The following is a 24,866-nucleotide window of genomic DNA, read 5'->3' as shown; positions in this document are numbered from 1 at the left end:
TGATGTTCATTCGATATAACATACTTTAGAACTTCCTCAATATTTGTCTAATTCCTCTGATTCCATAATCAAATCATATATTTCTTCTGTTTGTTGCATTGGCTCGATACCTAATTCCACTTGCAGCACATTACAGCATTTCTCATACCATCGAATCGCTTGAGGACGGTTATTATTTTGATAATAGCAATACATCATTAGGCGATATGCTTCCTCCCACGTGGAGTCCAAGCTTAGGATTTTCTCACACCATTCTATACACCGATGGAAGTCTAGTAATCGAACCGAATGCTGCGCTAGCCTTTCTGCACCACGTAAAAACAACTGACGCAAGCGTTCTCTTTCAGTGGTACACCAGCTAATAAATCGAAGGTCTTTTAAGTAATCACCTTGATATACCATTAACCCTTTTTCTAATAACTCTGCTGCGTGCTTTGGATTACTTTCTTCTAATCCCTTTAAGATAAGCGCTTCAAACGTGATCGTATCTAATTCATAGACCGCATCAGGATTAATCCCGTAGGAGCTGCCTTCTCGTATAATAAAGAAGGAATCCTCTCTTGCTTTTCGATGTGGCTCTAGTACTTTTAAGAGAGCATTAAGGGTTACTTTAAAGTTTTTAGTTGCTGTTTTTTCATCTTGGTCTGGCCAGAGACTTTGGAAAATCTCTTCTCTTTGTAATTTTATATTTCGATTAGTTATAAAAAGCTCAAATAACTCCTTCGACTTCCCACGTTGCCAATCGTTTGACTCAATTTGCTTTGTACCTAGCCATAGCTTGAATTGACCTAACGTTTGAATTACTAACGTATAGCCAGGATGATTTTTAACAGTTTTATCAAGTCCAAGATCAGACAGCATGCGTGTAACAATGGTAGATTCGATATCTAATTGCTTTGCTTTGAGCAGCATCGGTGCCATGTTTTGCATATCAAGCGGACCAAAGGTCGTTCTTCTTTTCAGAAAAAAGTCGTATGCTTCAGCTTGAACCGCTGTAAGAAACGCAATCATTTCTTCTTTAAATCCATCCGCCTCTCCCTTTTCAAATGCGATGTACGCTGACCAAAAGGAGGTAACCATCATAACATATCGATCACCACAAGCAATCATATCTGTTCTTACTTTTTCAATCGCTTTTACTGCTTGATCGTAATTCATCCGATACACTTCTGTAATCGCAATTCCTAGCTTAATTAATGCACTTAGCCAGCGGTCATTTACCTTCTCTGTTTCCAGCAATCCTCGTTTTGCATTATCCATCGCGAGGCTGTATGCTTGCTGCTTCCCATAAAGAATAGAAAGCCCCATATATGGCTCTGCCTTGCCCCGAGATACATTAATCTTCTCCATTATATCAAGGGAAGTTTGGTAGCATTGAATTGCTAATTTGTGATTATATTGATTGATTAATTGAACTGCATGTCCTAATCGCATCCAGCCACATGCTTCTACAAAAGGTGATTTAATCGCCAACCCTAATTGAATGCTATCTGATGCTAATTGTTTACTTGCTTTTTCATTGCCCATAAAAGCTTCAATAATCGATAAAATTAAATCCGTTTCTCGATGCGATTGTGGCAAATGCTCTTTCTCACTTCCTGCATTTTGCTGTTTACGTGCAATTAAAATCTCCTTCGCTTGTGCAAGCCTTCCTGTCCTCAAATATATTCTCGCTTGTAAATTACTTTCACTCTCTTCCAACGGCAGGTTTAGACGCTTTGCACGATCATACCAAACCTCTGCCTTTACTGCTTGACCGGCATTCAATAAATTCTCAGCCATTAATACATATAGCCGTGCCATCTCTTCCTTTGATGCGGAGGCTTTTTCACGCAATTGAATGGCCTGATTTACAAAATGCTCTGCCCGGTCCGGCTGAATCGTGTCCAAATAGATACGTGCCTTTCCCTCTAAAGCAAGACTCATAATATAGTCTTTTGCTTTATCACCTTTTGTGATTGCATCACTTATCGCATTATAGTTGTGCTCTGCTTGATCATATAATGATCTGTACCGCTCAATTTCCCCTTGATAAAAATAAAGCAGTGGATACTGCCCTTTATAATTGTCAGGAAGTTCAACTAGTAAATCATATAAAGCTTGCAATCTACCAGATTGGAGCATTGTACGGCCATGCTCATTTAATAAGACAGCAATTGCTTGTGATTCATTTATCTTTTTATAGTGATATAGTGCAGATTCCAAGTCCTCTACTTGCTTATAGTAGCTAGCTGCCCGTTTATGCAAAAGGTTGAATTCGTTTTCATATTTACGCATAAATAAGTTTTCTAAAAAAGCTTGAAACAATGCATGATAACGATAGACATTTCCTTCCCCTTCTTCAATAAACAAATTCTGTTCTACGAGTCCAACTAGAATTTCTTCTGATCCTTGAATTTCAAGGACGTGATCACAAATCTCAGGTGATAAAACATGAAATATACTGGACTGCATGAGAAACTGCTGTGTAATTAACGACTGTTTGGACAATACTTCCGAGGCCAAATAAGCAAACAAGTCCTTTAATGATTTCTTTTTATTTTGTAAAATCGCAGTTATGGACGTATTTTCAGCAATTTGTTGGGCTAACATATTGAATGCGATTGCCCACCCTTCTGTAGCGCGATAAATTTGCGCTACCTCTTCCTCCAAAACATCAGTCTTGTATATTTCCTCTAAAATATAGGACATTTCAGCAGGCGACAAAACAAAGTCAAAATGCGTTAGCTCTAGTAATTCCCCTTGTCCCCTTAATTTGGGCAGAATATTCCAACGTGGTTTTTTCCGGCTCGAGACAATCATATGCAAATTTGATGGTATATATTCGACTACATATAAGAGCATATTTTCAATTTCACTCGAATTCATCACAAGGTGAAAATCATCTAAGATTATCAGAATTTCTTCATCAAGCTGAATTACTTCATTGATAAAGAACGTTGCGAGTGAATAAATTTCTTCCGTATTCATATAATTATCCAGCCGCATTAATTCCTTTTCGATGGAGTTGCCAAACCGCGGATGGCATTGCCGAATAGAGCTAATGAGTTTTGTTAGAAATGGAAAGAGATCATCATCATTTTTGGAAATGGAATACCAACAGACAGCTGCATTTCTATTTTTGGTAAAGAGAGATAATGCCGTGCTTTTGCCATATCCAGCTCCAGCATACAATAATGTTAACGGGTAGTTCGGTATCTGCATGAGCTTTTTATTCAAATGACTGCGCTGTACAAATCGGTCACGTATTGGCGGTGGTGAAAGCTGGCTATGAACAATTGGTATATGTCTCATTTTCATCCTCCTTTCCAAATTATTTTTATATTCTATTATTTTATCATACCATTGTTTACCTATAAATTGATTTATATTTCAAGAATCCATATCTTATAACAATGCATAAAAAAATGAATAGACTTATGAACGTCTACTCATTTCTTTTCTTGATTTACTGAACTGGGATCTTCTTTCATTAGCTCTTCCCGCTCTATTTGCTTTTTCGCCGATTCTGCAGCAGCTTTTTTCTTTGGATTCATTAGCTTTCCTTTTCGTACTTGCTTAACCCAAAAACCGCCATGAATCCGTTTTGGTTCATAGGAAATGATAAATGCTTTCGGATCTATTTCCTGGATCAGTTCGTATAGCCTTAACTCATATTTTCTCGGGGTGAGAATTGATATCGATAACCGATCTCCATCCATCCCATACGATGACCAGCTTGTGACTCCATATCCTTTTTCTCTAATTCTCTTTGTAAATTTAAGATCAGGATTAGTGGAAACAACATTAACTGTTATGTAACCGAGCGCCAGCTTTTCTTCAATTATGGAGCCAATAATTAATCCCGTTCCAAACCCAAGTGCATAAGCAATTAAGTTTTGAATTTCATTTAAATTATCTAGTACAAGTCCCAAACCAACAATATATACAGTTATCTCAAACACACTGACAAAAGCAGCAATATATTTGCGTCCTTTAAGTGTCAAAATCATTCGGATAGTCATTAATGATACGTAGACAACATTAACAGCAAAAATAATTGCGAGCATGATTAATGCATTACTTAGCAATAGAATTCCTCCTTAGATTTCTTTCCATTTTAGAGGTTGTAAAATTTCATTTTAAATACACACTTTTAGAATACCTCATTTTAAATATAATTTGTACCATCGCATTATTTTTTTTATGAGCTATCTTTCCATCTGTGGGTAATTTCCTTTTTCATCCGAGCATACCAAATTGGTGTCCAGCAAAAAAAGCACAGGGACACCAATAATGGAACTTTTCTTGATTATCATGCTAACTCACCTATTATAATGCTAAGAATGATTGAATAGCGGTAACAAAACTATACATACCGAGACCAAGACAGATTAACACAACAACAGAACCGATCACATTTATTTTTATGGAGTTGCGATAGCTGCCAAGTGTTTTTTTGTTGTTCATAATAATCATTAACAAGATCGCAATACCAGGTAAAAGGATGCCATTTAGTGCTTGAGCAAAAAGTAGAACATCCATCGGCTGGAAATTGAAGATAAAGGTAATGATTCCAATGAGGATAACGGAAGCAAAGACCGCTTTAAAACGCCAATTTTTCATCCCATTCTCCCACTTTAGCATACTGCTGACTGTGATTGCTGCCCCTAGTGCTGATGCAGTAGCAGAAGAAAACCCTGCTGAAAAGATACCAATTGCAAGAAAAGCTTCTGCATAGGTTCCTAAAAGCGGCTCTAATTGTACCGCTAAATCGACAACACTTTGAACTTCAATTCCTCTCATTAATGTACCGGATGTAATTAAGATAGCTGCTGTGATCAATCCTCCGACGCCAATCGATAAATAAATGTCCCAACGTGACTTTTTCAAATGCTCAGGCTTATTCCATCTTTCCTGCACAGATGTAGAGTGAATAAACAAATTATACGGTACAACTGTTGTTCCGATTAAAGCAATAACCGTAATAATGGAACCAACCGGAATTGTCGGCACAAACATTCCAGTAAGAATCCCTCCAATATCTGGCTTTGCTATAAACATGGTTGTAATGAAGATAACACTCATGAGAACGACAAATACAATCATTAATTTCTCAATTAATTTATAACTTCCCGTTAATCCAAGTATTAGGATAATAACACCAACGATCGGACCAATCATTTTAACCGATCCACCTGTTAAAGCAGATATACCCAATGATGTGCCATTCAAATCACCACTCATATACGCTGCACAGCCTACCGAAATGGCTATGATCACAAACCAAATCACACTATATTTAATAATAGGATTTGCAAATTGATCTCTTATCGCCTCTGCCAAACCTTTTTGTGCGATAATTCCTAGGCGAGCTGACATTTCCTGCAAAACCATGGTAGCAATAATCGAAAACACAACCGCCCAGACAAGCGCGTAGCCAAATGATGCACCAGCCTGCGTTGCTGTTGTCACAGTCCCCGGACCAACAAATGACGCGGCAATAATGGCCCCTGGACCAACGCTCTTTATCTTGTCAATAATTGTATCCTTCCTACCGTCTGAATCATCGTTTTCTTGCTGGGTTAACCCCATTGACTCACCTCTAATTTTTCATTTTTTTAATCCCTATGTTTCGAATTGCATGTATATGTATAACAATTCGTCAACAAATGTAATTGATACATCCTTTTTCTACTACCCTTCCTAAATAGGAATAAAACTAAATTCTTGTAGAGGTGCCGCCCGAGAACTTGTAGAAATGCGCGAAGTAACACTTACGTGGAAGTTATTGGAATTACGAATTACAAGCACTGTATATTCTAATATCATAAAAGGAATGGCTAGCAAGATAACCATTCCTTTGTGCATCGATATTTGATTATAGAAGGTTGTTCAAAAAATCTGGTGAACACGCACTTAAGGTCAATTAAAATCCCCGTAATCTCTTTCGCAATGTACGTCTCCAAATATCACCAAGTGCTTCACAGGCATACAAATCATCTGCAGCGCGAAAATCATCTTGATGCAAATATACTACTTCTGTACATGCCGCAATTGACCATTCTGGATATGGGCGCTCAAGTAATTCAAAATCTGTCGCGCCTTGAATCATCCCCTCCTGTATTACCCGAAAGTACCAGCCTGTTTGTAATCCACCTTGAAGATGTTGCCTTGATACAGGGCCGGGCTGCGAAACTTGAATAATGGCATCACCAATTTTAAACGTATCTCCAATAAACACAGTAAATTCATCCATTTCAAGCACAGCAAAATTTTCACCGTTCGACCCCATGTCTTGCAACTCCGTATAATGTTTAATTGGGTAAGCAAAGATTGCTTTATCCATTTTGCTTTTATTAGCATCTTGACTCTCTGCATCACTCAAAAATCCCGTTTTCTGTAATAAAAAGGATTCCATTAACTCCTTATGATTTGTAAATATTTTATGTACGTGAGGTTCTTCCATTATGTCACCTACTTATTTGTGATATAGTATATTTTACTAGATTATCGTTCCAATTCATACAGGGAGGAATCATGAATGACAATTAAAAAAGCGACATTTGCAGGGGGCTGCTTTTGGTGTATGGTAAAGCCATTTGATCAATGGGATGGCGTACATAGTGTTATTTCCGGATATATTGGTGGACATGTGAAAAACCCGACATATGAACAAGTAAAAACTGGTACAACGGGACATTATGAAGCAGTTGAAATCACCTATGATCCAGATATAATTTCCTACGAGACAATCATTGATTTATTTTGGAAACAAATTGATCCTACAGATGCTGGGGGACAGTTTGATGATCGTGGAGACCAATATCGTACTGCAATCTTTTATCACGATGAAAACCAGAAAGAATTAGCGGAGGCTGCTAAGCAGGAATTAGCTGCAAGTGGCAAATTCTCAAAACCGATTGTTACAGAGACTCTTCCAGCTACTACCTTTTATCATGCAGAAGATTACCATCAGGATTTTTACAAAACGCATAAAGCAGAATATGAAGAAGACCGTGCGAAATCTGGAAGAGATGAGTTTATTGATAGCGTTTGGAAATAATTGCGAGGAGGGAGCTGTCTTTAATAGACAGCTTTCCTTCTATTTAGAAATACATGCCTTCATAAAGCCAGCGTAAATTTTAAGCGATGCTTCATCATTTACTTCCGTCATCCCCTCCGGATGCCATTGCAAGCCAAGTACAAAAGGATGGGTTTTACTCTCAATTGCCTCAATCACACCATCACTTGCAGTCCCACTAATCTGAAACTCTTTCGGAACCTTACGATTAGCCTGGTGGTGATAGCTATTCACACGTAATTTATCTTCATCTGTCAGCTTGTGTAATAGCGAGTCTTTCTTGACATAAACAAAATGGGAACCATAATCAAAAGGCGCTTTTTGCGAATGCTGGAGCAATTGCTTATCGATTTGCGAATAAATATCTTGATACATATCTCCACCAGCAGCTATGTTTAAAATCTGACTTCCCCTACAAACACCAAGAATTGGTTTTTTCATTTCTAGCATTTTTTGAATAAGAATAAGTTCCGATTGATCGCGTTCCGGTATAATCAAACCAAGCTTAGGGTGCGGTTCTTCTCCAAATAGAATCGGGTCGATATCTCCCCCACCTGTGGCATAAAGACCATCCAACCGGTTAACAATTTCTGCAACATCCTCCCCTTCTATGATGTATGGTAGAATGACAGGGATACCTCCTGCATCGATAATTGCTTTCACATTTCGTTTAGCTGTACTGTAGTAAGCCCGGTCCGTTTCCATGGACGCTGTTACTCCAATAATTGGTTTCATTACAACTCCTCCTAATTGGTCTGTGCAACCAATACATTCTGATTAATCTGTTATTTGTTTTTTTCTTAACAATTCTATTTAACACTAAAAAATCATGGTATAGTAGTCTAACACATTCATTTATATGCTTACTATTTAATCGTAGACTTTATATAAGGAGGGCCCAAGACGTTTGTCCATACAAAAATCACTTATACCTTTAAAAACATTATTTGTAAGCTTTCATGCCTCCAACACCATTCTGATTAGTTTTTTGCCACTTTATTTACATTATCGTGGGTTAAACGGAACTGAAATTGGCTGGGTGCTCGCAGTTGAATCTTGTGCTTCCCTTCTTGCACAGCCAATTTGGGGATATTTAAGCGATAAATTCAAAACAGTACGAAAAATATTGTTCATTTGTGTGATTGGTCTCCTAATTGGAAGCTCTATCTTCTTTCAGATGGATACATTATCGACTATCTTAATTACAGGCGCAGCGTTTTACTTCTTCGCGACACCAATTGGAGCGCTAAGTGACAGCCTTGCCCAAAGACGAGCAGATGAATTAAATATTTCCTTTGGTTCAATTCGGATGTGGGGTTCTGTTGGCTTTGCAATTTCAGCATTAATTGTTGGTAGAATTCTTGACCAATTCGGTGTTCAATATATGATTTGGCCGTATTTATTTTTCGGACTCGTTATTTTATTTGTCCTCATTCCAATGAAAGATGTGAAAGTGGAATCAGAGCCTGTAAAGTTGAAAGATGTTCGCAAAATTTTTACAAATAAACCTTTCCTTCTCTTTCTGGTTGTCATTGTCTTTATTACAATAACCCACCGCATGAATGATTATTATATAGCACTCTATATTGCAGAACTTGGCGGAAGCGAATCGTTAGTTGGACTTGCTTGGTTCATGGGAGTTATTTCAGAAGCTGCAGTATTTGCACTTGCAGGCTTTTGGTTCAAAAAGTACCGAACATTAATCTTTATCATAGCTGCAGCAATCCTTTATACGATTCGTTGGTTCTTATACGCATATGTTGATGACCCGATGCATGTTATCGCACTTCAATTCATGCATGGATTAACGTTTGGTGTATTTTACACAGCTGCCTTTGAATATGTGACACGATTAATTCCAAGTTTACTACAATCAACTGGTCATCTCATTTTCTTCTCTGTGTACTTTGGTCTTTCCGGGATTATCGGCTCATTAGCAGGTGGTCCAATTATCGAATTATTTGGTGGAAGCATGATGTATCTAGTTATGGGGTCTCTCGCAGCAATCGGAACGGTCTCGCTTATTCTTTATCACTTGCTGCCATTCGGAAAAGAGGATGCGGTTCGAGAAGTGGAATAATGTATTAGGAGCTTCTATTTTGTTAGTAGTAGATTTAAAATAAAGGTCGATCAAAATACTAGTATTACGAATCCATTTTGAAAAAAGACTGATCAAAATGGATTCTTTTCTTTGTGAGGGATTGTTCAATTTTTAAAAAAAGCTTGACCACTTTCTATGTGATTTTCGACAACCCCACTCTATTTACCTAAGTTCGGTTAAACTGATATTAGCAGGTATTCTTGATTTTAGCTTTAATTTAAATCTGAAAGCAACATTCCATATACAATGCTATCTGTCCATTCCCCTTTATTCCAAAAATCCTGAATGAAATGAGCTTCTTTCCTCATACCAATACGCTCGCATAATTTTTGTGATGCTTCATTTCTTGCATCAAGGTTAGCTTGTATACGATGCACATCAAATTCATCAAATAGCTTCTTGACTAAACTGCCCACGGCTTCTGTTGCATAACCCATTCCTGAAGATTCATTAGAAAAACTATAACCAATTTCAACAGTATCTTTCATATCTGTATACCATACAGATAGATCTCCAATTACTTTAGAACGATTTACTACCGCCACACTTAACATTGATTCTTTAGTAAGTGCACTATTTTCTAGCTTTTTATTAAACTCTTCTTCCATATTTTCATGTGTCCATTTATCATGCAAGAGATATTTACATGTATCATCGTTTTTGTAAATGTTAAATACATTATGTAAGTCATTACTTTTAAACGGTCGAATTGTTAATCTTTCAGTGTTAAACTTCAAAGAAACTCCTCCTTTGAATGTCAAATGATTTGTTACTAAGCTACCTTATTAATCCACTAAATGGCCTGCAAAGCGCTTGTTCCGCAAAAGCACCTCATTTAGATTGTCTATAGCTTTTCTATAGGTATTAAGATTTCAAAATGTGGATCCCTTGTATCTACATCAATTGGGTATTTTTCATGCTTTATCGGCAAGTCATCATAGTAATCAACACCTTGCTCTTTAAAAACTATGTATTCATTTTCATTTAGCCATTCCATGATTTTTCCATAAGTTTCTTCAATACTTCCACCATCATGTTTTGTGACCAAGTAGGTCATTTCTGGAACATGAATTTCAACCATATCTTCTGGAAGTTGTTGTTCCTTCCGTACTTCATAGGCAGAATAATAAACGAAACCATCTGATCGAATATGATAAGAAAAGCCCAATCTTGTATCTTTATTTACAGCATATTCAAGCTCATCCACTCTTTTAATTGCACTTTGAATCACATCTTTAATCTTTTTCATTTCAGTAAATGCAACGTCGCATTTAATTCCCATAGCACGATAGGCAGGAAGCTTTTTAATTTCGTAATGAAAGTTTTTCATTAGATACCCTCCCTCCAAAAATAAAAATCCTTCATAACGTTATTCCGCATAATGGCCTGATTGCGGAATATTGTTTTCCGTAAAAACCCTTTGGAATCATCATATCCAAAGGGGGAAAACGGTGCAACCTTTTGAATAAATGGTCGAACTTCTTACAAACGATTTAACTTTATTTCAAATCTGCAACAGTAGTTCTTTTTTATGTTTATTTCGTGATAATAATCCAACGTATTACATATTGATTTAACTTTTTGATGTGAGTAAGTATTCGTGAAAAACTATTTGTAAACATCAGCCATTTCATTGTGACCATCAGTAATTGGATAGATACATAAAAAAAAACCAAGAGAAAAGAAACATTCTCTTGGCTAACTTAAGAAAACAAAATATAGAACAAAGACAACAAATAATCCGTACATGATTGGATGTATTTCTTTCGCCCGCCCTTTTACAATCATTGTGATTGGATAGAAAATAAATCCAATCGCAATTCCTGTTGCAATACTATAGGTTAACGGCATCATGAGTACTGTTAAAAAAGCAGGTACTGCGATCTCAAATTGTTCCCATTCAATATGCTTCAGCGCACTCGCCATCATCACACCGACGATAATTAATGCAGGAGCTGTCACTTCTGCTGTTACAACACTTAATAATGGTGAGAAGAACAAAGCCAATAAGAAGAATCCAGCTGTAACAACCGAGGTGAATCCAGAGCGTCCACCAACAGCAACACCAGACGTTGATTCGACATAAGAAGTTGTTGTAGATGTACCAACAACTGCTCCAACTACAGTTGCAGTCGAATCTGCAAACAATGCTCTTCCTGCACGAGGCAGTTTATTATCTTTCACTAAACCAGCTTGCCTTGCGACTGCTAACAGTGTCCCTGCAGTATCAAAGAAATCAACAAATAAGAACGTTAGAATAACAACGAGCATTTCTAATGTAAAAATTTCACCAAAATGCAAAAACGCTTGACCAAATGTTGGCTCTAGACTTGGAACAGAACTTACAATACTGCCAATTCCGGAAGGTGCAGCGATTAACCCAAAGATCATTCCCACAATTGCCGTTAGAATCATCCCGTAGAAAATCCCAGCCTTTAGACCGAGCGTTAGAAGTATGACAGATACGACAACCCCAAAGATAGCTAATAAAACAGTTGGTGAAGTTAAGTCACCAAGTGCAACTAAAGTGGCTTCATCACTAACAATAATTCCTGAGTTAATAAGCCCAACTAAAGCAATGAATAACCCAATCCCTGCTCCAACTGCTAATTTCATATTTGCAGGAATAGCATTTATAATCAGTTCACGTAAACCAGTTAATGTAAAAATAATAAAGATAATTCCTGATGCTAGAACTCCTGCTAATGCCGTTTGCCAAGGAATACCATAGCCTAATACAACCGTGTATGCAAAAAAGGCGTTTAATCCCATTCCAGGCGCCAATGCAATTGGATACTTCGCAATCACTCCCATAAATAACGAACCAACAGCTGCAGCTATAGCAGTTGCTGCAAAGACAGCCTGTTCATCCATTCCCGCTTCAGCAAGTATTGATGGGTTAACAAAAAGAATATATGCCATCGCTAAAAACGTGGTTAAACCAGCCATAAACTCCGTTCTGTAATTCGTCCGCAGTTCATCAAACTGAAAATACTTTTTCATTCATTGTCCTCCTCAGCTTTTTCGGAAATTAGCAAACTTGGCATTCGCTATGCTTTTAAGCGGATGCCTTAGTAGCACTCATGCAAATTTAAAAGTTTTATACTTTTATGCTTGCCAAAATGCCCTTGATCATTTGACCAAGAGCACTACCCATTAACTATGCAAGAAGGGGTAATACAAGAGATAACATCAATCCCTTGATTACTTTCATCTTTGCGTAGTCAGACCATTTACGGTAGTCTGGTAGAAACTCTGGGCCCTATCCCCGAAATTATACGCTTTTCTTTTAATTCACATCAATAGATTACTAACTCAGTAACGATTTGTCAACAAAATGCGTACATTATTTATGTAAAAATATATTAACGTTCGTTAAATTTTAATCTGATTTATAAAACTAATCATAAAAAGAGTTTTTTCATATTATTTTCCTAATCATACCAATTATCATTTATAATTGAGACAGGGATAATATTAGTACAAAACTTCACCATCACTTATTTTCATCCCAATGATAAAAACACAACATACAAGAGGAGCTGTTCTTATGAAACGCCTATTTGCCAACTTACTGATTGTGATGATTGCACTTGTTATCACGGCATGTCAATCAGAAGAAGCTGTTTCTTTTTCCGATGAACAATTAGAGGAAGGATTACGTGCGGAAGTTGAAAAAACAGACGGAGAGTTATACGAGTCAGATTTCGATGAATTAGTTGAGCTTGACCTATCTGGTTTAGGTATTCAGGACCTTACTGGAATAGAGTTATTAGATGATTTGAAGGTATTATCATTAGAAGATAATGAAATTAATGATTTCTCTCTTTTAAAGGATTTAGAAAGTCTCGAAGAAGTTAATGTAAGGAGTAATCCAATTGATGAGGAGCAACAAGCACTATTAGATGAATTAACCGAACAAGACGTTGTCGTTCACTTCACAGAAGAAACAGAAGTCGTCGGAAGTCCGGATGGTCCGGGTGGCTTTTTGTGGAAAGTAGAAAATGGTGATACAACCGTTTATCTGCAAGGAACCATTCATGCTGGAACAGAAGACTTCTATCCATTAAACGAAAAAATTGAAGATGCATATCGAGAAGCTGATGTCGTTGTGCCTGAAATTGATATAACCGATTTAAATGTAATGGAGGTACAGCAATTAACAATGGATCTTGGCGCCTATCAAGACGGGACCACAATAGAAGATCATATTCCAGAAGATGTGTATTCTGATTTATCTGCGACACTAGATGAACTTGGATTGCCATTACAGATGGTTGAAGGCTTTAAGCCATGGTTCCTATCCTCCACCATTCAACAGCTCATGACAGAACAACTTGGTTTTATGAATGGGGTCGATCAATACTTTTTAGACAGAGCCGCTCAAGATGACAAAGAAATTATTGCCCTCGAAACAGTTGAGGAACAGCTGAGCATTTTTGCTGATACATCGGATGACTATCAAATTCAAATGCTAGAGGAATCATTAGTTGATATCGATGATTATGAGGAAGATATGCTAGAGCTATTCAACCTCTATAAAGAAGGGGATGTCGATGAACTATTAACTGCTTTAACCGAGGAAGAGGCAGAACCAACAGCTGAAGAACAAGCATTTATGGAAGCATTGAATGATGAACGTAACTATGGAATGGCCGATACAATTACGGAGTTTCTTGAGGAAGATAATGGCGATACATACTTTGTTATTGTCGGTAGCTTGCACTTAATTATGGAGCCTCATGTAGTTTCGATTTTGGAAGAAGAGGGGTATGAGGTGGAGCATGTTTATTGATTGGAGAGCTGTCTCAATTCGAGACAGCTTTTTTTATTTGATAGCTAAAGATACACACCAGTATAGGGTTATATTATTATAAAGTTCAATTACAAAAGACAAGTTATAAATGGAACAGACAATTAATAATCTTTTACAAATCGATTAGTTAAATTACCTATTTTTTCTATCTCCACACTAACTTCATCACCAGGTTTTAAATATACTTGTTTGTCTTCTGGGTCACCTAATATTACTCCTTCCGGGGTACCAGTTAATATTAAGTCTCCAGGTACTAGTGTCATATATTTTGAAATATAACTAATAATCTCATCGCAATAGAAGATCATATCTCTTGTATTAGAGTTTTGTCTTTCCTCACCATTTACAATCGTTTTAAGTTGTAAATTATTTGGATTTTTAATCTCATCACGAGTAACTAGATAAGGACCTACTGGACTAAATCCATCACAGCTTTTACCCAATAGCCATTGAGAGGACACAAATTGTAAATCCCGAGCAGATAAATCATTTGCTGTAACATAACCAAACACATAATTTAATGCGTCTTGTTTCGAGATATTTTTAGCTTCCTTTCCAATAACAATTCCTAACTCTACCTCGTAGTCTAGCTTGTTTGTTACCTTCGGGACTGTAATATCTTTTTCATGTCCAGTAAGAGTATTGTTATATTTAGTAAATAAAATCGGAGTTTCAGGATATGGAACTTTTGTTTCATCCGCATGTTTTCTATAGTTTAAACCTACACAAATGATTTTATTAGGTCTCGTTACTGCTGGACCCCATTCAATTTCTTCTTCATTAAGATATTGAATAGAATCAGTTGGTAATTGTTTAATATAGTATTCAATTTCATTTACAACTTTTTCTCCACCGTTAATTACATCCATCAAATCAGTTGGAATATTAGCATTTGGATGAATAGATAGTGTTTGACTAATATTAATAATACCTTCATTTGTTTTAACACCTAATACTTCTTTTCCTTCATTTAAAATAGTTAGCAACTTCATCTCCAATTACCTCCTTCATATCACAAAATTCTCTAAATCTCTATATAAAAGTTTATTAACTTAAATTTAGAATTTCAGGGGTCATTCGATTTATAATATCTTCTATAATTTGATTAGGTATTTTTGGCATCTTTGTTCCTTCAACAACATCATTAATCCGCCATAACAGATCTATCGTTTCTTTAATAGTGAAGAAAGGAAAGTCAGATCCTAATAATATTTTATGAGTTACCCCATATTCCATTGCTAATACCATGGCATTATAAAATTGCCATGGACGTCCACCTAAAGCCGATAAATCCATATACATATTTGTATTTTTCCGAACAACGGAAATACATTCTCCTACCCATGGATGTCCCATATGTGCAATAATTATTTTTAAATCTGGAAATTCCCTTGCAATTGGATCCAGCGCAGCAGGGCGTGAAGCATCTAAAAATCCTTCTGGAACAAAGGAGGTACCTTGATGAAATAAAATAGGAATATTTAGTTCATCTGCTTTAGCATAAAGTGAGAAATGTTTTTTATCATCTGGATAAAAATTTTGATACATTGGTCCTAACTTCAGACCACTCAAATTTAACTCTTTAATAGCAGTTTCTAATATACTAGGAGCAAGATAATTATTTGGGTCTACACTAGCAAAACCGAATAATTTTCCAGGATGTTTCGAAACATATTCTGCAACATATTCATTCGGCACTTTTGTCCCGGTTGCAGGTGCATCAAATGCTAAAACTATTGCACCATCTACGTCTTTTACACTCTCCCAATTTTCTTCTGGTAGCGCAACTAGTTCATGCTCATCACCCCAAGCTCTTTTACACGCAGTTCTCATTGCACCTGTTACCTGTCCTGGACCAAATAGATGAGTATGGCAATCAAATACCATCATTATCCTCCTCGCTTTTCATCTCATTTTTAATCATTAAGGGGTCTTAATTCTTTAGGTAATAAAAAGTCAAAATCACACCCTAAATCAGCTTGTAGAACTCTTTCCTCAAATAATAAGCCATATCCACGATCGTAATAGGTGCCTCGTTTTTTCCATTTCGAACTTCTACTTTTAAGTTCATCGGAATCTACGTGCAGTTGTAAGATTCGATTATTTAGATCTATTTCAATTTCATCACCATTTTTAATCAAAGCAAACGGTCCACCAACTGCTGCTTCTGGAGCAACGTGTACAACGAGCGTACCGTAAGAGGTACCACTTATTCTTCCATCAGAAATACGAACCATATCACGCACACCCCTTTTCAATAACTTCTTTGGTATAGGAATTTGTCCAACTTCTGGCATTCCTGGCGCACCTTTTGGTCCAACATTTTTCAAAACTAATACACTATTTTCATCAACATCAAGATCAGGATCATTAATCCTTTCTTCCATATCTTGCAAAGACTCAAAAACTACTGCTTTACCAATATGCTTGAGAAACTTCTTTGATACAGCAGTCTTCTTAATCAATGCCCCATTTGGAGAAATATTTCCTTTTAAAACAACAATACCCCCATCATTTTCAATAGGATCATCTAATGGAAAAATAACCTCTCGATCTAAAGTTTTAACACCTATCATATTTTCCTTTACTGTTTTACCGGTAACAGTAATACATTCTGTATTTAAGAGAGATTCCAATTCTTTCATTAATGCTGGAACACCGCCAGCTTCAAAATATTCCTCCATTTGATATTTTCCAGATGGACGCAAGTTTAATAAAAATGGAGTCCTTTTGCTAATTTCATCAAATTTTTCCAAAGGTAATTTCATTCCAAGTCGTTGAGCAATAGCAACAATATGAATAATACTGTTCGTTGAACCACCACTTGCCATCGTTACAGTTATCGCATTTTCAATAGCCTTTTCTGTCATAATATCTCTTGGTTTTAGATTATCTTTTACTAAATGGACAATCTGCTTACCAGTCATTTGAGAAATATGCCGCCTTCTTGAATCAACAGCTGGTATTGCTGCACAACCCGGTAAAGCCATACCCAATGCTTCAGCAATTGAAGCCATTGTACTCGCGGTTCCCATTACCATGCAATGACCATCACTACGACAAATCGCATTTTCTACTTCTGCTAATTGTTCATCATTTAAGGTTCCCGCACTGTGTTCTAAAGTAAATCGATAGCAATCTGTACAAGCACCGAGACTTTCACCATTTAAACGGCCATTTAACATCGGACCACCTGAAAGTACAATCGCTGGAGTGTTTGCACTAGCTGCGGCCATTAACTGAGCTGGTATCGTTTTATCACATCCACCAACTAATACAACTCCATCAATTGGATGTGCCTTCACCATTTCTTCTGTATCCATGGCCATTAAATTTCTTAAAAGCATTGTTGTCGGTTTTACATAAGGTTCTCCAATAGAAATGGTTGGAAACTCCATTGGTGTTCCACCCGCTTGCCATACTCCTTGTTTTACATACTCGACAAGTTCATTAAAATGAGAATGGCATTTATTTAGTTCACTAAACGTATTACATATACCGATAACGGGTTTTTTTATATCCTCGTCTGTGTAACCCATCGATTTGGTAAAGGAACGATGAATAAATCCCCACATTGACGGATCGGAAAAATATTTCTCACTTTTTTTAGGTTCATTTTTCAAAAGAATAAACCTCCCTTTTTAACGTTTATTAAAGATACTAAATAAATGAATATGTTCGTAACCCTTGGACATTTAGTTTTATTCGGAATAATCCTCCCGAAGAAGGATACGCTTCTAGCTGTTCTTTAGATAAACCTTCACGGGCACTTGTAACATATAGTTCATTTAACTTTTCTCCACCGAATACACAAGAAGTAACACGTGGAGCAGGTAATTGAATGGAATCTAATAAATTTCCAGTATGTGGGTTCCAGCGACATATAATTCCTGCATCCCAATGGGAGACCCACAGCATACCTTCTGTATCCCCTGACATACCATCAGGCAATTTATATTCATCAGGTATTTTTACAACAACACTCCTGTTACTGATTTCAGCGGTTTCTATATTGTAATCAAAAGCTGCAATTTCAAAGGCTAACGTATCAATATAGTACATTATGGTAAAATCGGGAGACCAAGTTATACCATTGGAGCATCCAATAGAATGAAGTTTAGTCGAAATACTTCGATCGCGGCGGTCGATACAGAACAATTCACCACTAAATTTGTAAGCATCTAAACCGTTCATTGTCCCCACCCAAAAGCGCCCCCTTGGATCACATTTCCCATCATTGAATATATTTTCTGGATCTCTATTAGGGTTGTTAATTAATTTTTTCGTTTCATCTATTAGATGAACAGAATAAATACCACTTTTTGCAGCGATAACAACTTCAAGTTCTCCCCTTGGGACTACACAGCCAATCTGTTCATTTATTTCAATTTTACGTTGCTCATTATTTTTAGGATTATAAATATATAAGCGACCTTTTTTACTATCAATCCAATATAAAACTTGATTTACCTCATTCCAAGATGGACTTTCTCCTAATTGTGCTTGTTCATTCTGAACTAATTCCCACATTTCCATAAAGATTTCCACCTCAATATTTTATAGCTATATTATAATTCACTAGCATTTGCAAGATGACCACCATCAATTACTAAAATAGTTCCAGTAATATACGAGGCTTGATCTGAAGCTAAAAAATAAACACCATTCGCAACTTCTTCAACAGAACCTAATCGTTTCATCGGTGTTCTTTCAGTCAAATCCAAGCTAACATCTTCCTGTTTTAACTTAGTATCTAAAGGTGTATCTATAAATCCAGGGGCAACTGCATTAACTCTTATATTAAACTTTGCTAATTCTACAGCCATCGATTGTGTCAATAAATTAATACCAGCCTTGGAGGTGTTATAGTGTGCTAAATAAGAACTACTAGCTAAGCCATTTTTAGAAGAGATATTTACAATTGAACCACTTATTCTATCTTGAATCATTCTTCTTGAAATCAACTGACTTAAAATAAAAGTCCCTCTCAAATTTACGTCCAATATTCTATCCCAGGTTTCTAAAGATATATCCACAAACAATTCTCGAACAGCAAAGCCAGCATTATTAATTAAGATATCTATGCCTCCCCATACATCGTACGCCCATTCTACCGTTTTCCTTATATCTTCTTCATTTCCTAGATCGCAAACAACGGATTCTATATCTCGATACAATGCATTTAGTTCCGAAACAGTTTTAGATAGATTTTCTGCATCTTTATCTAAAATAATTACTTTACAATTATTTGATAGATACTTTTCAACCATACCTCTTCCAATACCACTTGCTCCGCCAGTAATTAATACTCTTTTATTCAATATAAACCCCATCCTCTATTATTCTTGATAACATTACCATTGTTTAATATCTGGAACCTCTATAGGTGCTCCCCCTAATTTAATAGATTTTTCTGATATAATTCCCGGTAAAGTATATTCTAAGGCTTTATAAATATCGATTCTTACTGGTTTGTCATTTAAGATACAGTTGATAAAATCTTTGATCATAAAATAATCGGCGCCCCAATGATTAGAATCTTTTCGTTCAACAGGAAGGTTAATATATTCTTTAGGCAGAAACTCATCATATAAATCCTCTAGATCAATCCATTCCTCACTAGATCTACTATAATCTTGTAACCATACTCTATGCTGTTCTCCTGGTTCTCCTGGTACTCTTGGAGATTCATAACACCCTTTTGTTCCTTGTAGTGAGTAATATCCCATATTATGTGGTCGATTAGAAACCATGTCTAACCTAATCTTTATTAACGCACCACTTTCTGTTCTACATAACATAATGGTAGTATCATCATTCTCATATTCCGGAACGGTATGAGATCCGGGACCTAGACAGTTCACATACTTAACCCTCTCATTAAACCAACTCAAAGCTGGGCCAAGACTATGAGTGCCATAAGTACACCCTCGTTTTCCCATTGTCTCTCTTCTACGCCATGTAGGATTTCCAGCTTTATCATAATGTAAATATTTTACGTTATGTAAATATTCACCTTCTGCAAAATATACTTTTCCAAACACACCTTTTGAAACCATATTATGAATAGCGACATTTTCACGTATATAACAGTAATTTTCTGCCATCATATATTGTGCTTTGCTACGCTTTACAGCTTCAAATAATAACTTACAATCTTCTAAAGTTGTTGCAGCTGTAACTTCTGATAAAACATGAATATTCCTGTCTAAAGCCTGGATCGCTTGTTCTGCATGAAAATGGATTGGTGAAGTCAACACTACTACATCGATATTGGAATCAATTAAATCCTCATAATTAGTAAAGGTTTTACCCACTTCATACTTGTTTTTAAAATTTTCGAGTGCTTCTTTATCCGTATCCATAACAGCTGTAACCTCTACATTATTAAACAAATTAAAGTCTTCATAAAAATCAGCTCCACGCACCGTTCCAACTATACCAATCTTCAGTCTATTCATATAGTACCTCTCCTTTAAATAAACTATTTGGTCGATCCCGCTGTAATCCCACTTACAATATATCGTTGCGTAAAAATAAAAATGATAATTATAGGAAGCGAAGAAACAACAGACAGAGCCATTAATTCGGACCAGTTCGTACTATATTGACCGACAAATTGTCTCATGCCAAGCGTAACTGGCCACAAATCATTATTTTTTAACATCGTTAATGAGTATAAAAATTCCCCCCAAGCTAACAAAAAGCTAAAGGCCCCGGCCGTAAACACCCCAGGTTTTGCAAGTGGTAGAATGATTTTAAAAAATGTTCCCCATCGAGTACAACCATCTATAGCTGCAGCTTCTTCTAAAGCAGTAGGAATCATTAAAAAATAAGTTCTCATTACCAAAATTGCAAAGGGGATTGATAGAGTCATGTTCGCAATAATGACACCAGTATATGTGTTTAGCAAGCCAATATTTGCAAACATAGAATAAAGCGGTAATGCAAGCATATTACTAGGAAACATTTGAGTGATTAACACAAATAAAAGGAATAAAGTAATGCCTTTTATTTTCCTTCTAGCGATTGCATAAGCCGCTGGCGTAGCTAAACAAAGTGTACCTATCATTGCACCAAAACTAATGATTAAACTATTTTTAAAATAACTTAGTACTCTTATATCCTGTTGGTTAAATATATTAATATATGCTTCAAACGTTATTCGTTTTGGAATAATAGATGAATCACCAAATATATCTCCAGCTGGTTTAATAGAAGATATGACCATCCAATAAATTGGAAATAAAAATGTAAGCACTATAAAGAGGCCAATAAATGATAGTATCCATTTTTTTGCCATTACATTACTTCCTCCCTTCTTATAAAATAAAGGTAAACCAAAGCAAATAACCCAATTATAATAAAGGAAATATTAGATAAAGCAGCTCCTTCTCCAAATCTATACATTCCAAACGATAATTGATAAGCTAAAAAAGGAATAACTTGAGTTGCATCAGCAGGCCCACCAGCAGTCATTATATAAATTAAATCAAAAACTTTAAATGTGAATATAACTCCAAGCATTAATAATACAAGTAGAGTTGGCTTCATCAACGGTAAAGTGATATAAAAAAACTGTTGAAATCTATTAGCACCATCAATTTTAGCAGCTTCATAAATATTACCTGGTAAAGCTTGTAATCCGGATAATATAATTACCATACTAAAAGGAATACTAATCCAAATATTAGTGATGATTACACTGAATAGAGCTGTATTTGTATCGGTTAACCAATAATTTGGTTGGGAGAGAATACCTATATTCATTAAAATTTCGTTAATTATTCCATTTTCACCACTTAACATCCATCTAAAAACCGTACCAATTATGATGATTGGAGTCATCCATGCAATCAATAAAATTGAACGCATCCATTTATTCCCAGGGAATGGTTTATTAAAATAAAGAGCCAGCATAAAACCAATACATGTGGAAAATATAATAGTACCTACTGTAAAGACTATAGAATTAGCTAAAGCCTTTACAAATAATGGATCTTTTAAAACAGTGACATAGTTACTTAAACCGACTAGTTCACGTTCTCCTTGAATTAAATTACCGACATTTACATCTCTAAAGCTAAGATTGAGGTTAAAAAATATTGGATAAACTAAGAAAAGCAATAAAAACAAGCTTGCAGGCATTAAAAAGGTATAGTCTTTACTCTTTTCTATAATCCTCTTGAACTCACTCTGTTTCACCATGCAACCTCCATTTCTACAAAAAATTTGTTAAGAGGTCATCCCCAAATCTAATATAACTAGATTTGAGGATAACAAAATCTCAACTTATTCTTCTATTAACGGTTGTATAATTTCACTTGCTTTTTTAAGAGCTTCTTCAGAGGTACTTCCACCGACTAGCGCTTCTTGAATAGCAGTATAAATAGCAGTGTTAACTTCATTATGGTTTTCTCCCCAACCATATCCTTGAGATGTTGAAATAACTTCTGCAAACACTTTTCTAACTTCATCGTCTTGGAAATATGGATCATTTGCTACCTCGCTTATAGCTGGGAAGTTACCAGTCGCTTTTAACCATTCAAGTTGACGCTCAGGTTCCATGAGAAAGTCAATAAATTGCCATGCTTCATCAACAGATTGCCCCTTACCAATCGCAATACTTTCTCCACCAACTACGGAAGCATGCATTTGGTCTTTCGGAATTTGAGCGACTGACCAATTTAAATCTGGTGCTTCCTCCTCTAAAGCTGGAATCATCCAAGAACCCCCAATAATCATTGCAACTCTTTCATTATAAAAATCTACTCCAACCTCTTCTAATTCTTTTTGTACGATTTCTTTAGGCATAATACTTTCATCGTACATGTTTTTCCATAGCTCAAGTGAACTTATTGCTTCAGGACTTCCCAAATCTTCTACACCACTTCCAGTTGACCATAAAAAAGGAATCCATGATGCAGTACCATGTTGTGAATTATGCGCAGAAGCAGAAAATCCGTATTTACCATCTTCTGTTAAATCTGTAGCTAAATTAGTTAGTTCATCCCAATTTACAGGAGGTTCATCTACTAAGTCCTTGTTGTAAAAAAGCCCTACTGCATTTGTATGGAGTGGAAGCCCATGGAACTCATCATCTATTTTATGAATAGCAGCAATATTTTCGTATATGCCAGTTGCTAATCCAGAATTTTCTACTTGTTCATTAATGTTTTCTAAAATCCCAGACTTCGCATAAAATTGAACTTCGTTAATACCACCGATAATAATATCCGGTACGTCTTGACTAGTTGCTCCAATTAAAAGCTGTTGCGTTAATTCATTATAAGGAACAAAAGTTAACTCCACTTCAATACCATCTTGTGTTTCGTTAAAATCATTCACATTACTTTGCAATACTTCCTCTAAATGCCCAGACCAATAATGCCATAATGTTAATGTAACCTTATCACCACTACTACCTTCAGACTGATTACCATTAGCTCCGCAACCAACTAAAATTAAACTAATAACAATAAAAGTTGAGAAGATGATTGATTTTTTATTCATATAAAGAATCCCCTTTATGATTTAATATAAATTTATTAATTTAAATCAAATTATTTAGAAACCCTACTCTGAACAAGTTCTTTTAAAACATCCTCTATAGCTTGTAATGTATTATCGATATCTTCTTTCGTATGGCTATAACTTATATGATTTCGCTTAATATTCATTGGCATTTTAAAAATTCCTCGTTCCAATAACTTTTTACGATAGGTTACATACATTTTTGCATCATTCTGCATAAGATCTGTATAATTTTTGGGTTCAAAATCCATAAAATAAGTGGTCCAAACAGAACCAAATCCTGCAACATAAGCTTTAATACTTAATCGATCATGAATTTCACGAATACCATTTCGCATTCTGTCTCCGAGTGCAAAAATATGTTGATGCACTGGTTCTGTTTCCATTATTTCCATTGTTGCAATAGTTGCTGATGTTCCAATAGCATGGCCATTGTATGTACCAGCAAACCAGACATCTCCTCCTGAATTCGTATTAAAACGTTCCATATATTCTTTCTTACCTGCTAATGCCGCCATTGGAAAACCATTAGCCATTGCTTTTCCCATTGTTGTTAAATCCGGGGTGACACCGCTTACATTTTGATAACCACCTAGATCATGACGAAATCCTGTAATTACCTCATCAAATATTAATATAGTTCCATGCTTACTACATAAGTCTCGTAATCCTTGTAAAAAACCTACTTCCGGCATTATACAACCTATATTATGGGGAATCGGTTCAACAATTAATGCCGCGACTTCATTTTTATTTTCCACTAGTGTTCTCTCTACATTATCTAAGTCATTAAATGTACAAATTAATGTATTATCGATTGCTTCGTCCATCATACCTGCTGAACCAGGGTCCCTTTTTCCAATCATATGAGGCTCACTTAACATATTTCTTGCCACATAATCGTGCCAACCATGATAACATCCTTGGAACTTTATTAATTTTTTACGGTTAGTTATCGCTCTTGATAAACGTATCGCATGGTAAGTTGCTTCAGAACCTGAATTACAAAACAGTACTTGTTCTGCTGATGGTACATACTTTGTAATTTTCTCGGCGCATTTTATTTCTAAATCTGTTGTACCCACCCCATATAAGTCAGTTCTAGCTAGGGATTCTATTACACGGTCATTTACCTCTTTATAATTATGTCCTAAAATATAAGGTCCAAATGCTGCCTGAAAATCAATATATTTATTACCATCAGCGTCATATATATATGCACCTTCAGATTTTGTAAAAATTAAGCGAGGATCGATGTTTCTTATTGAAGTATGCACCCCACCCGGAGTAAATTTCTTTGCTTCTTCATGCAATTGCTTACTTTTTTCATTTAACATTCAATTACCTCCTTA

The 24,866-nt window shown here is 36.0% G+C and carries 21 protein-coding genes and 1 riboswitch; of the genes, 3 read left to right on the top strand and 18 right to left on the bottom strand.

Annotation, left to right across the window (positions count from 1 at the left end):
- Nucleotides 1-36 precede the first annotated feature (36 nt).
- The 4 genes from MHH64_RS07540 to MHH64_RS07525 all read right to left on the bottom strand — a co-directional run bounded on the left by MHH64_RS07540 (nt 37) and on the right by MHH64_RS07525 (nt 6,448).
- Nucleotides 37-3,294 (bottom strand): BTAD domain-containing putative transcriptional regulator, encoded by a 3,258-nt coding sequence (locus tag MHH64_RS07540; RefSeq protein WP_095312563.1) that lies wholly within the window; start codon nt 3,292-3,294, stop codon nt 37-39.
- Between the two features lie 137 nt (nt 3,295-3,431).
- The gene (locus tag MHH64_RS07535; protein WP_095312560.1) at nt 3,432-4,070 is read right to left on the bottom strand and encodes a DUF2179 domain-containing protein; all 639 of its coding nucleotides are present in this window, start codon (nt 4,068-4,070) and stop codon (nt 3,432-3,434) included.
- 241 nt (nt 4,071-4,311) lie between these two features.
- A complete protein-coding gene (locus MHH64_RS07530) occupies nt 4,312-5,574 on the bottom strand; it encodes an Nramp family divalent metal transporter (protein ID WP_095312557.1) in 1,263 nt (420 codons plus the stop codon).
- 334 nt (nt 5,575-5,908) lie between these two features.
- Nucleotides 5,909-6,448 carry an MOSC domain-containing protein gene (locus tag MHH64_RS07525; protein ID WP_095312555.1) on the bottom strand — a complete coding sequence of 180 codons (540 nt, stop codon included), beginning with the start codon at nt 6,446-6,448 and terminating at the stop codon, nt 5,909-5,911.
- 75 nt (nt 6,449-6,523) lie between these two features.
- Here MHH64_RS07525 and msrA point away from each other — a divergent pair, with 75 nt between their 5' ends.
- Nucleotides 6,524-7,045, top strand: coding sequence for a peptide-methionine (S)-S-oxide reductase MsrA (gene msrA, locus MHH64_RS07520; RefSeq protein ID WP_095312552.1), 522 nt, complete (start codon nt 6,524-6,526; stop codon nt 7,043-7,045).
- 39 nt (nt 7,046-7,084) lie between these two features.
- Here msrA and MHH64_RS07515 read toward each other — a convergent pair whose 3' ends face one another.
- Entirely contained in the window at nt 7,085-7,798 is a 714-nt protein-coding gene (locus tag MHH64_RS07515) for a gamma-glutamyl-gamma-aminobutyrate hydrolase family protein (RefSeq protein WP_095312550.1), read from the bottom strand.
- 172 nt (nt 7,799-7,970) lie between these two features.
- Here MHH64_RS07515 and MHH64_RS07510 point away from each other — a divergent pair, with 172 nt between their 5' ends.
- Nucleotides 7,971-9,143, top strand: a complete 1,173-nt coding sequence (locus MHH64_RS07510; RefSeq protein WP_095312547.1) for an MFS transporter — start codon at nt 7,971-7,973, stop codon at nt 9,141-9,143.
- A 233-nt stretch (nt 9,144-9,376) separates the two neighbouring features.
- Here MHH64_RS07510 and MHH64_RS07505 read toward each other — a convergent pair whose 3' ends face one another.
- The 3 genes from MHH64_RS07505 to MHH64_RS07495 form a co-directional block, all read right to left on the bottom strand.
- The gene (locus MHH64_RS07505; RefSeq protein WP_095312545.1) at nt 9,377-9,901 is read right to left on the bottom strand and encodes a GNAT family protein; all 525 of its coding nucleotides are present in this window, start codon (nt 9,899-9,901) and stop codon (nt 9,377-9,379) included.
- Nucleotides 9,902-10,008: 107 nt separating this feature from the next.
- A complete protein-coding gene (locus MHH64_RS07500) occupies nt 10,009-10,494 on the bottom strand; it encodes a GyrI-like domain-containing protein (RefSeq protein ID WP_251659571.1) in 486 nt (161 codons plus the stop codon).
- Nucleotides 10,495-10,862: 368 nt separating this feature from the next.
- Complete coding sequence (locus tag MHH64_RS07495; RefSeq protein WP_095312539.1) at nt 10,863-12,167, bottom strand: NCS2 family permease; 1,305 nt, start codon at nt 12,165-12,167, stop codon at nt 10,863-10,865.
- Between the two features lie 198 nt (nt 12,168-12,365).
- A riboswitch (purine riboswitch) is annotated at nt 12,366-12,466 on the bottom strand.
- Nucleotides 12,467-12,714: 248 nt separating this feature from the next.
- Between MHH64_RS07495 and MHH64_RS07490 the strand changes: the two genes are divergently transcribed.
- Entirely contained in the window at nt 12,715-13,959 is a 1,245-nt protein-coding gene (locus MHH64_RS07490; RefSeq protein ID WP_340002977.1) for a TraB/GumN family protein, read from the top strand.
- 122 nt (nt 13,960-14,081) lie between these two features.
- Here MHH64_RS07490 and MHH64_RS07485 read toward each other — a convergent pair whose 3' ends face one another.
- From MHH64_RS07485 to MHH64_RS07440, 10 genes are all read right to left on the bottom strand, one after another.
- Nucleotides 14,082-14,972: a fumarylacetoacetate hydrolase family protein gene (locus MHH64_RS07485; RefSeq protein ID WP_340002976.1), complete on the bottom strand. Its 891-nt coding sequence runs from the start codon at nt 14,970-14,972 to the stop codon at nt 14,082-14,084.
- A 55-nt stretch (nt 14,973-15,027) separates the two neighbouring features.
- Nucleotides 15,028-15,870, bottom strand: a complete 843-nt coding sequence (locus MHH64_RS07480; protein WP_340002975.1) for an amidohydrolase family protein — start codon at nt 15,868-15,870, stop codon at nt 15,028-15,030.
- A gap of 26 nt (nt 15,871-15,896) precedes the next feature.
- The gene (locus MHH64_RS07475; protein WP_118890098.1) at nt 15,897-17,603 is read right to left on the bottom strand and encodes an IlvD/Edd family dehydratase; all 1,707 of its coding nucleotides are present in this window, start codon (nt 17,601-17,603) and stop codon (nt 15,897-15,899) included.
- A gap of 37 nt (nt 17,604-17,640) precedes the next feature.
- Nucleotides 17,641-18,516, bottom strand: a complete 876-nt coding sequence (locus MHH64_RS07470) for an SMP-30/gluconolactonase/LRE family protein (protein ID WP_118890097.1) — start codon at nt 18,514-18,516, stop codon at nt 17,641-17,643.
- Nucleotides 18,517-18,548: 32 nt separating this feature from the next.
- Complete coding sequence (locus MHH64_RS07465; RefSeq protein ID WP_158586292.1) at nt 18,549-19,301, bottom strand: SDR family NAD(P)-dependent oxidoreductase; 753 nt, start codon at nt 19,299-19,301, stop codon at nt 18,549-18,551.
- Nucleotides 19,302-19,334: 33 nt separating this feature from the next.
- Nucleotides 19,335-20,441 (bottom strand): Gfo/Idh/MocA family oxidoreductase, encoded by a 1,107-nt coding sequence (locus tag MHH64_RS07460; protein WP_340002974.1) that lies wholly within the window; start codon nt 20,439-20,441, stop codon nt 19,335-19,337.
- A 23-nt stretch (nt 20,442-20,464) separates the two neighbouring features.
- Nucleotides 20,465-21,283, bottom strand: a complete 819-nt coding sequence (locus MHH64_RS07455) for a carbohydrate ABC transporter permease (RefSeq protein WP_118890094.1) — start codon at nt 21,281-21,283, stop codon at nt 20,465-20,467.
- Nucleotides 21,283-22,185 (bottom strand): sugar ABC transporter permease, encoded by a 903-nt coding sequence (locus MHH64_RS07450; protein ID WP_240033838.1) that lies wholly within the window; start codon nt 22,183-22,185, stop codon nt 21,283-21,285. Before MHH64_RS07450 ends, MHH64_RS07455 begins: the two co-directional genes overlap by 1 nt.
- Nucleotides 22,186-22,272: 87 nt before the next feature.
- On the bottom strand, nt 22,273-23,493 hold the full coding sequence (locus MHH64_RS07445) for an ABC transporter substrate-binding protein (RefSeq protein WP_340002973.1): 1,221 nt from the start codon (nt 23,491-23,493) through the stop codon (nt 22,273-22,275).
- A gap of 50 nt (nt 23,494-23,543) precedes the next feature.
- On the bottom strand, nt 23,544-24,851 hold the full coding sequence (locus MHH64_RS07440; protein WP_340002972.1) for an aspartate aminotransferase family protein: 1,308 nt from the start codon (nt 24,849-24,851) through the stop codon (nt 23,544-23,546).
- Between the last annotated feature and the right edge of the window lie 15 nt (nt 24,852-24,866).

This window comes from Oceanobacillus sp. FSL K6-0127 (genome assembly GCF_037983385.1).
GTDB classification, from domain to species: Bacteria; Bacillota; Bacilli; order Bacillales; family Amphibacillaceae; genus Oceanobacillus; species Oceanobacillus profundus.
This window is presented reverse-complemented; position numbering and strand designations above follow the sequence as displayed.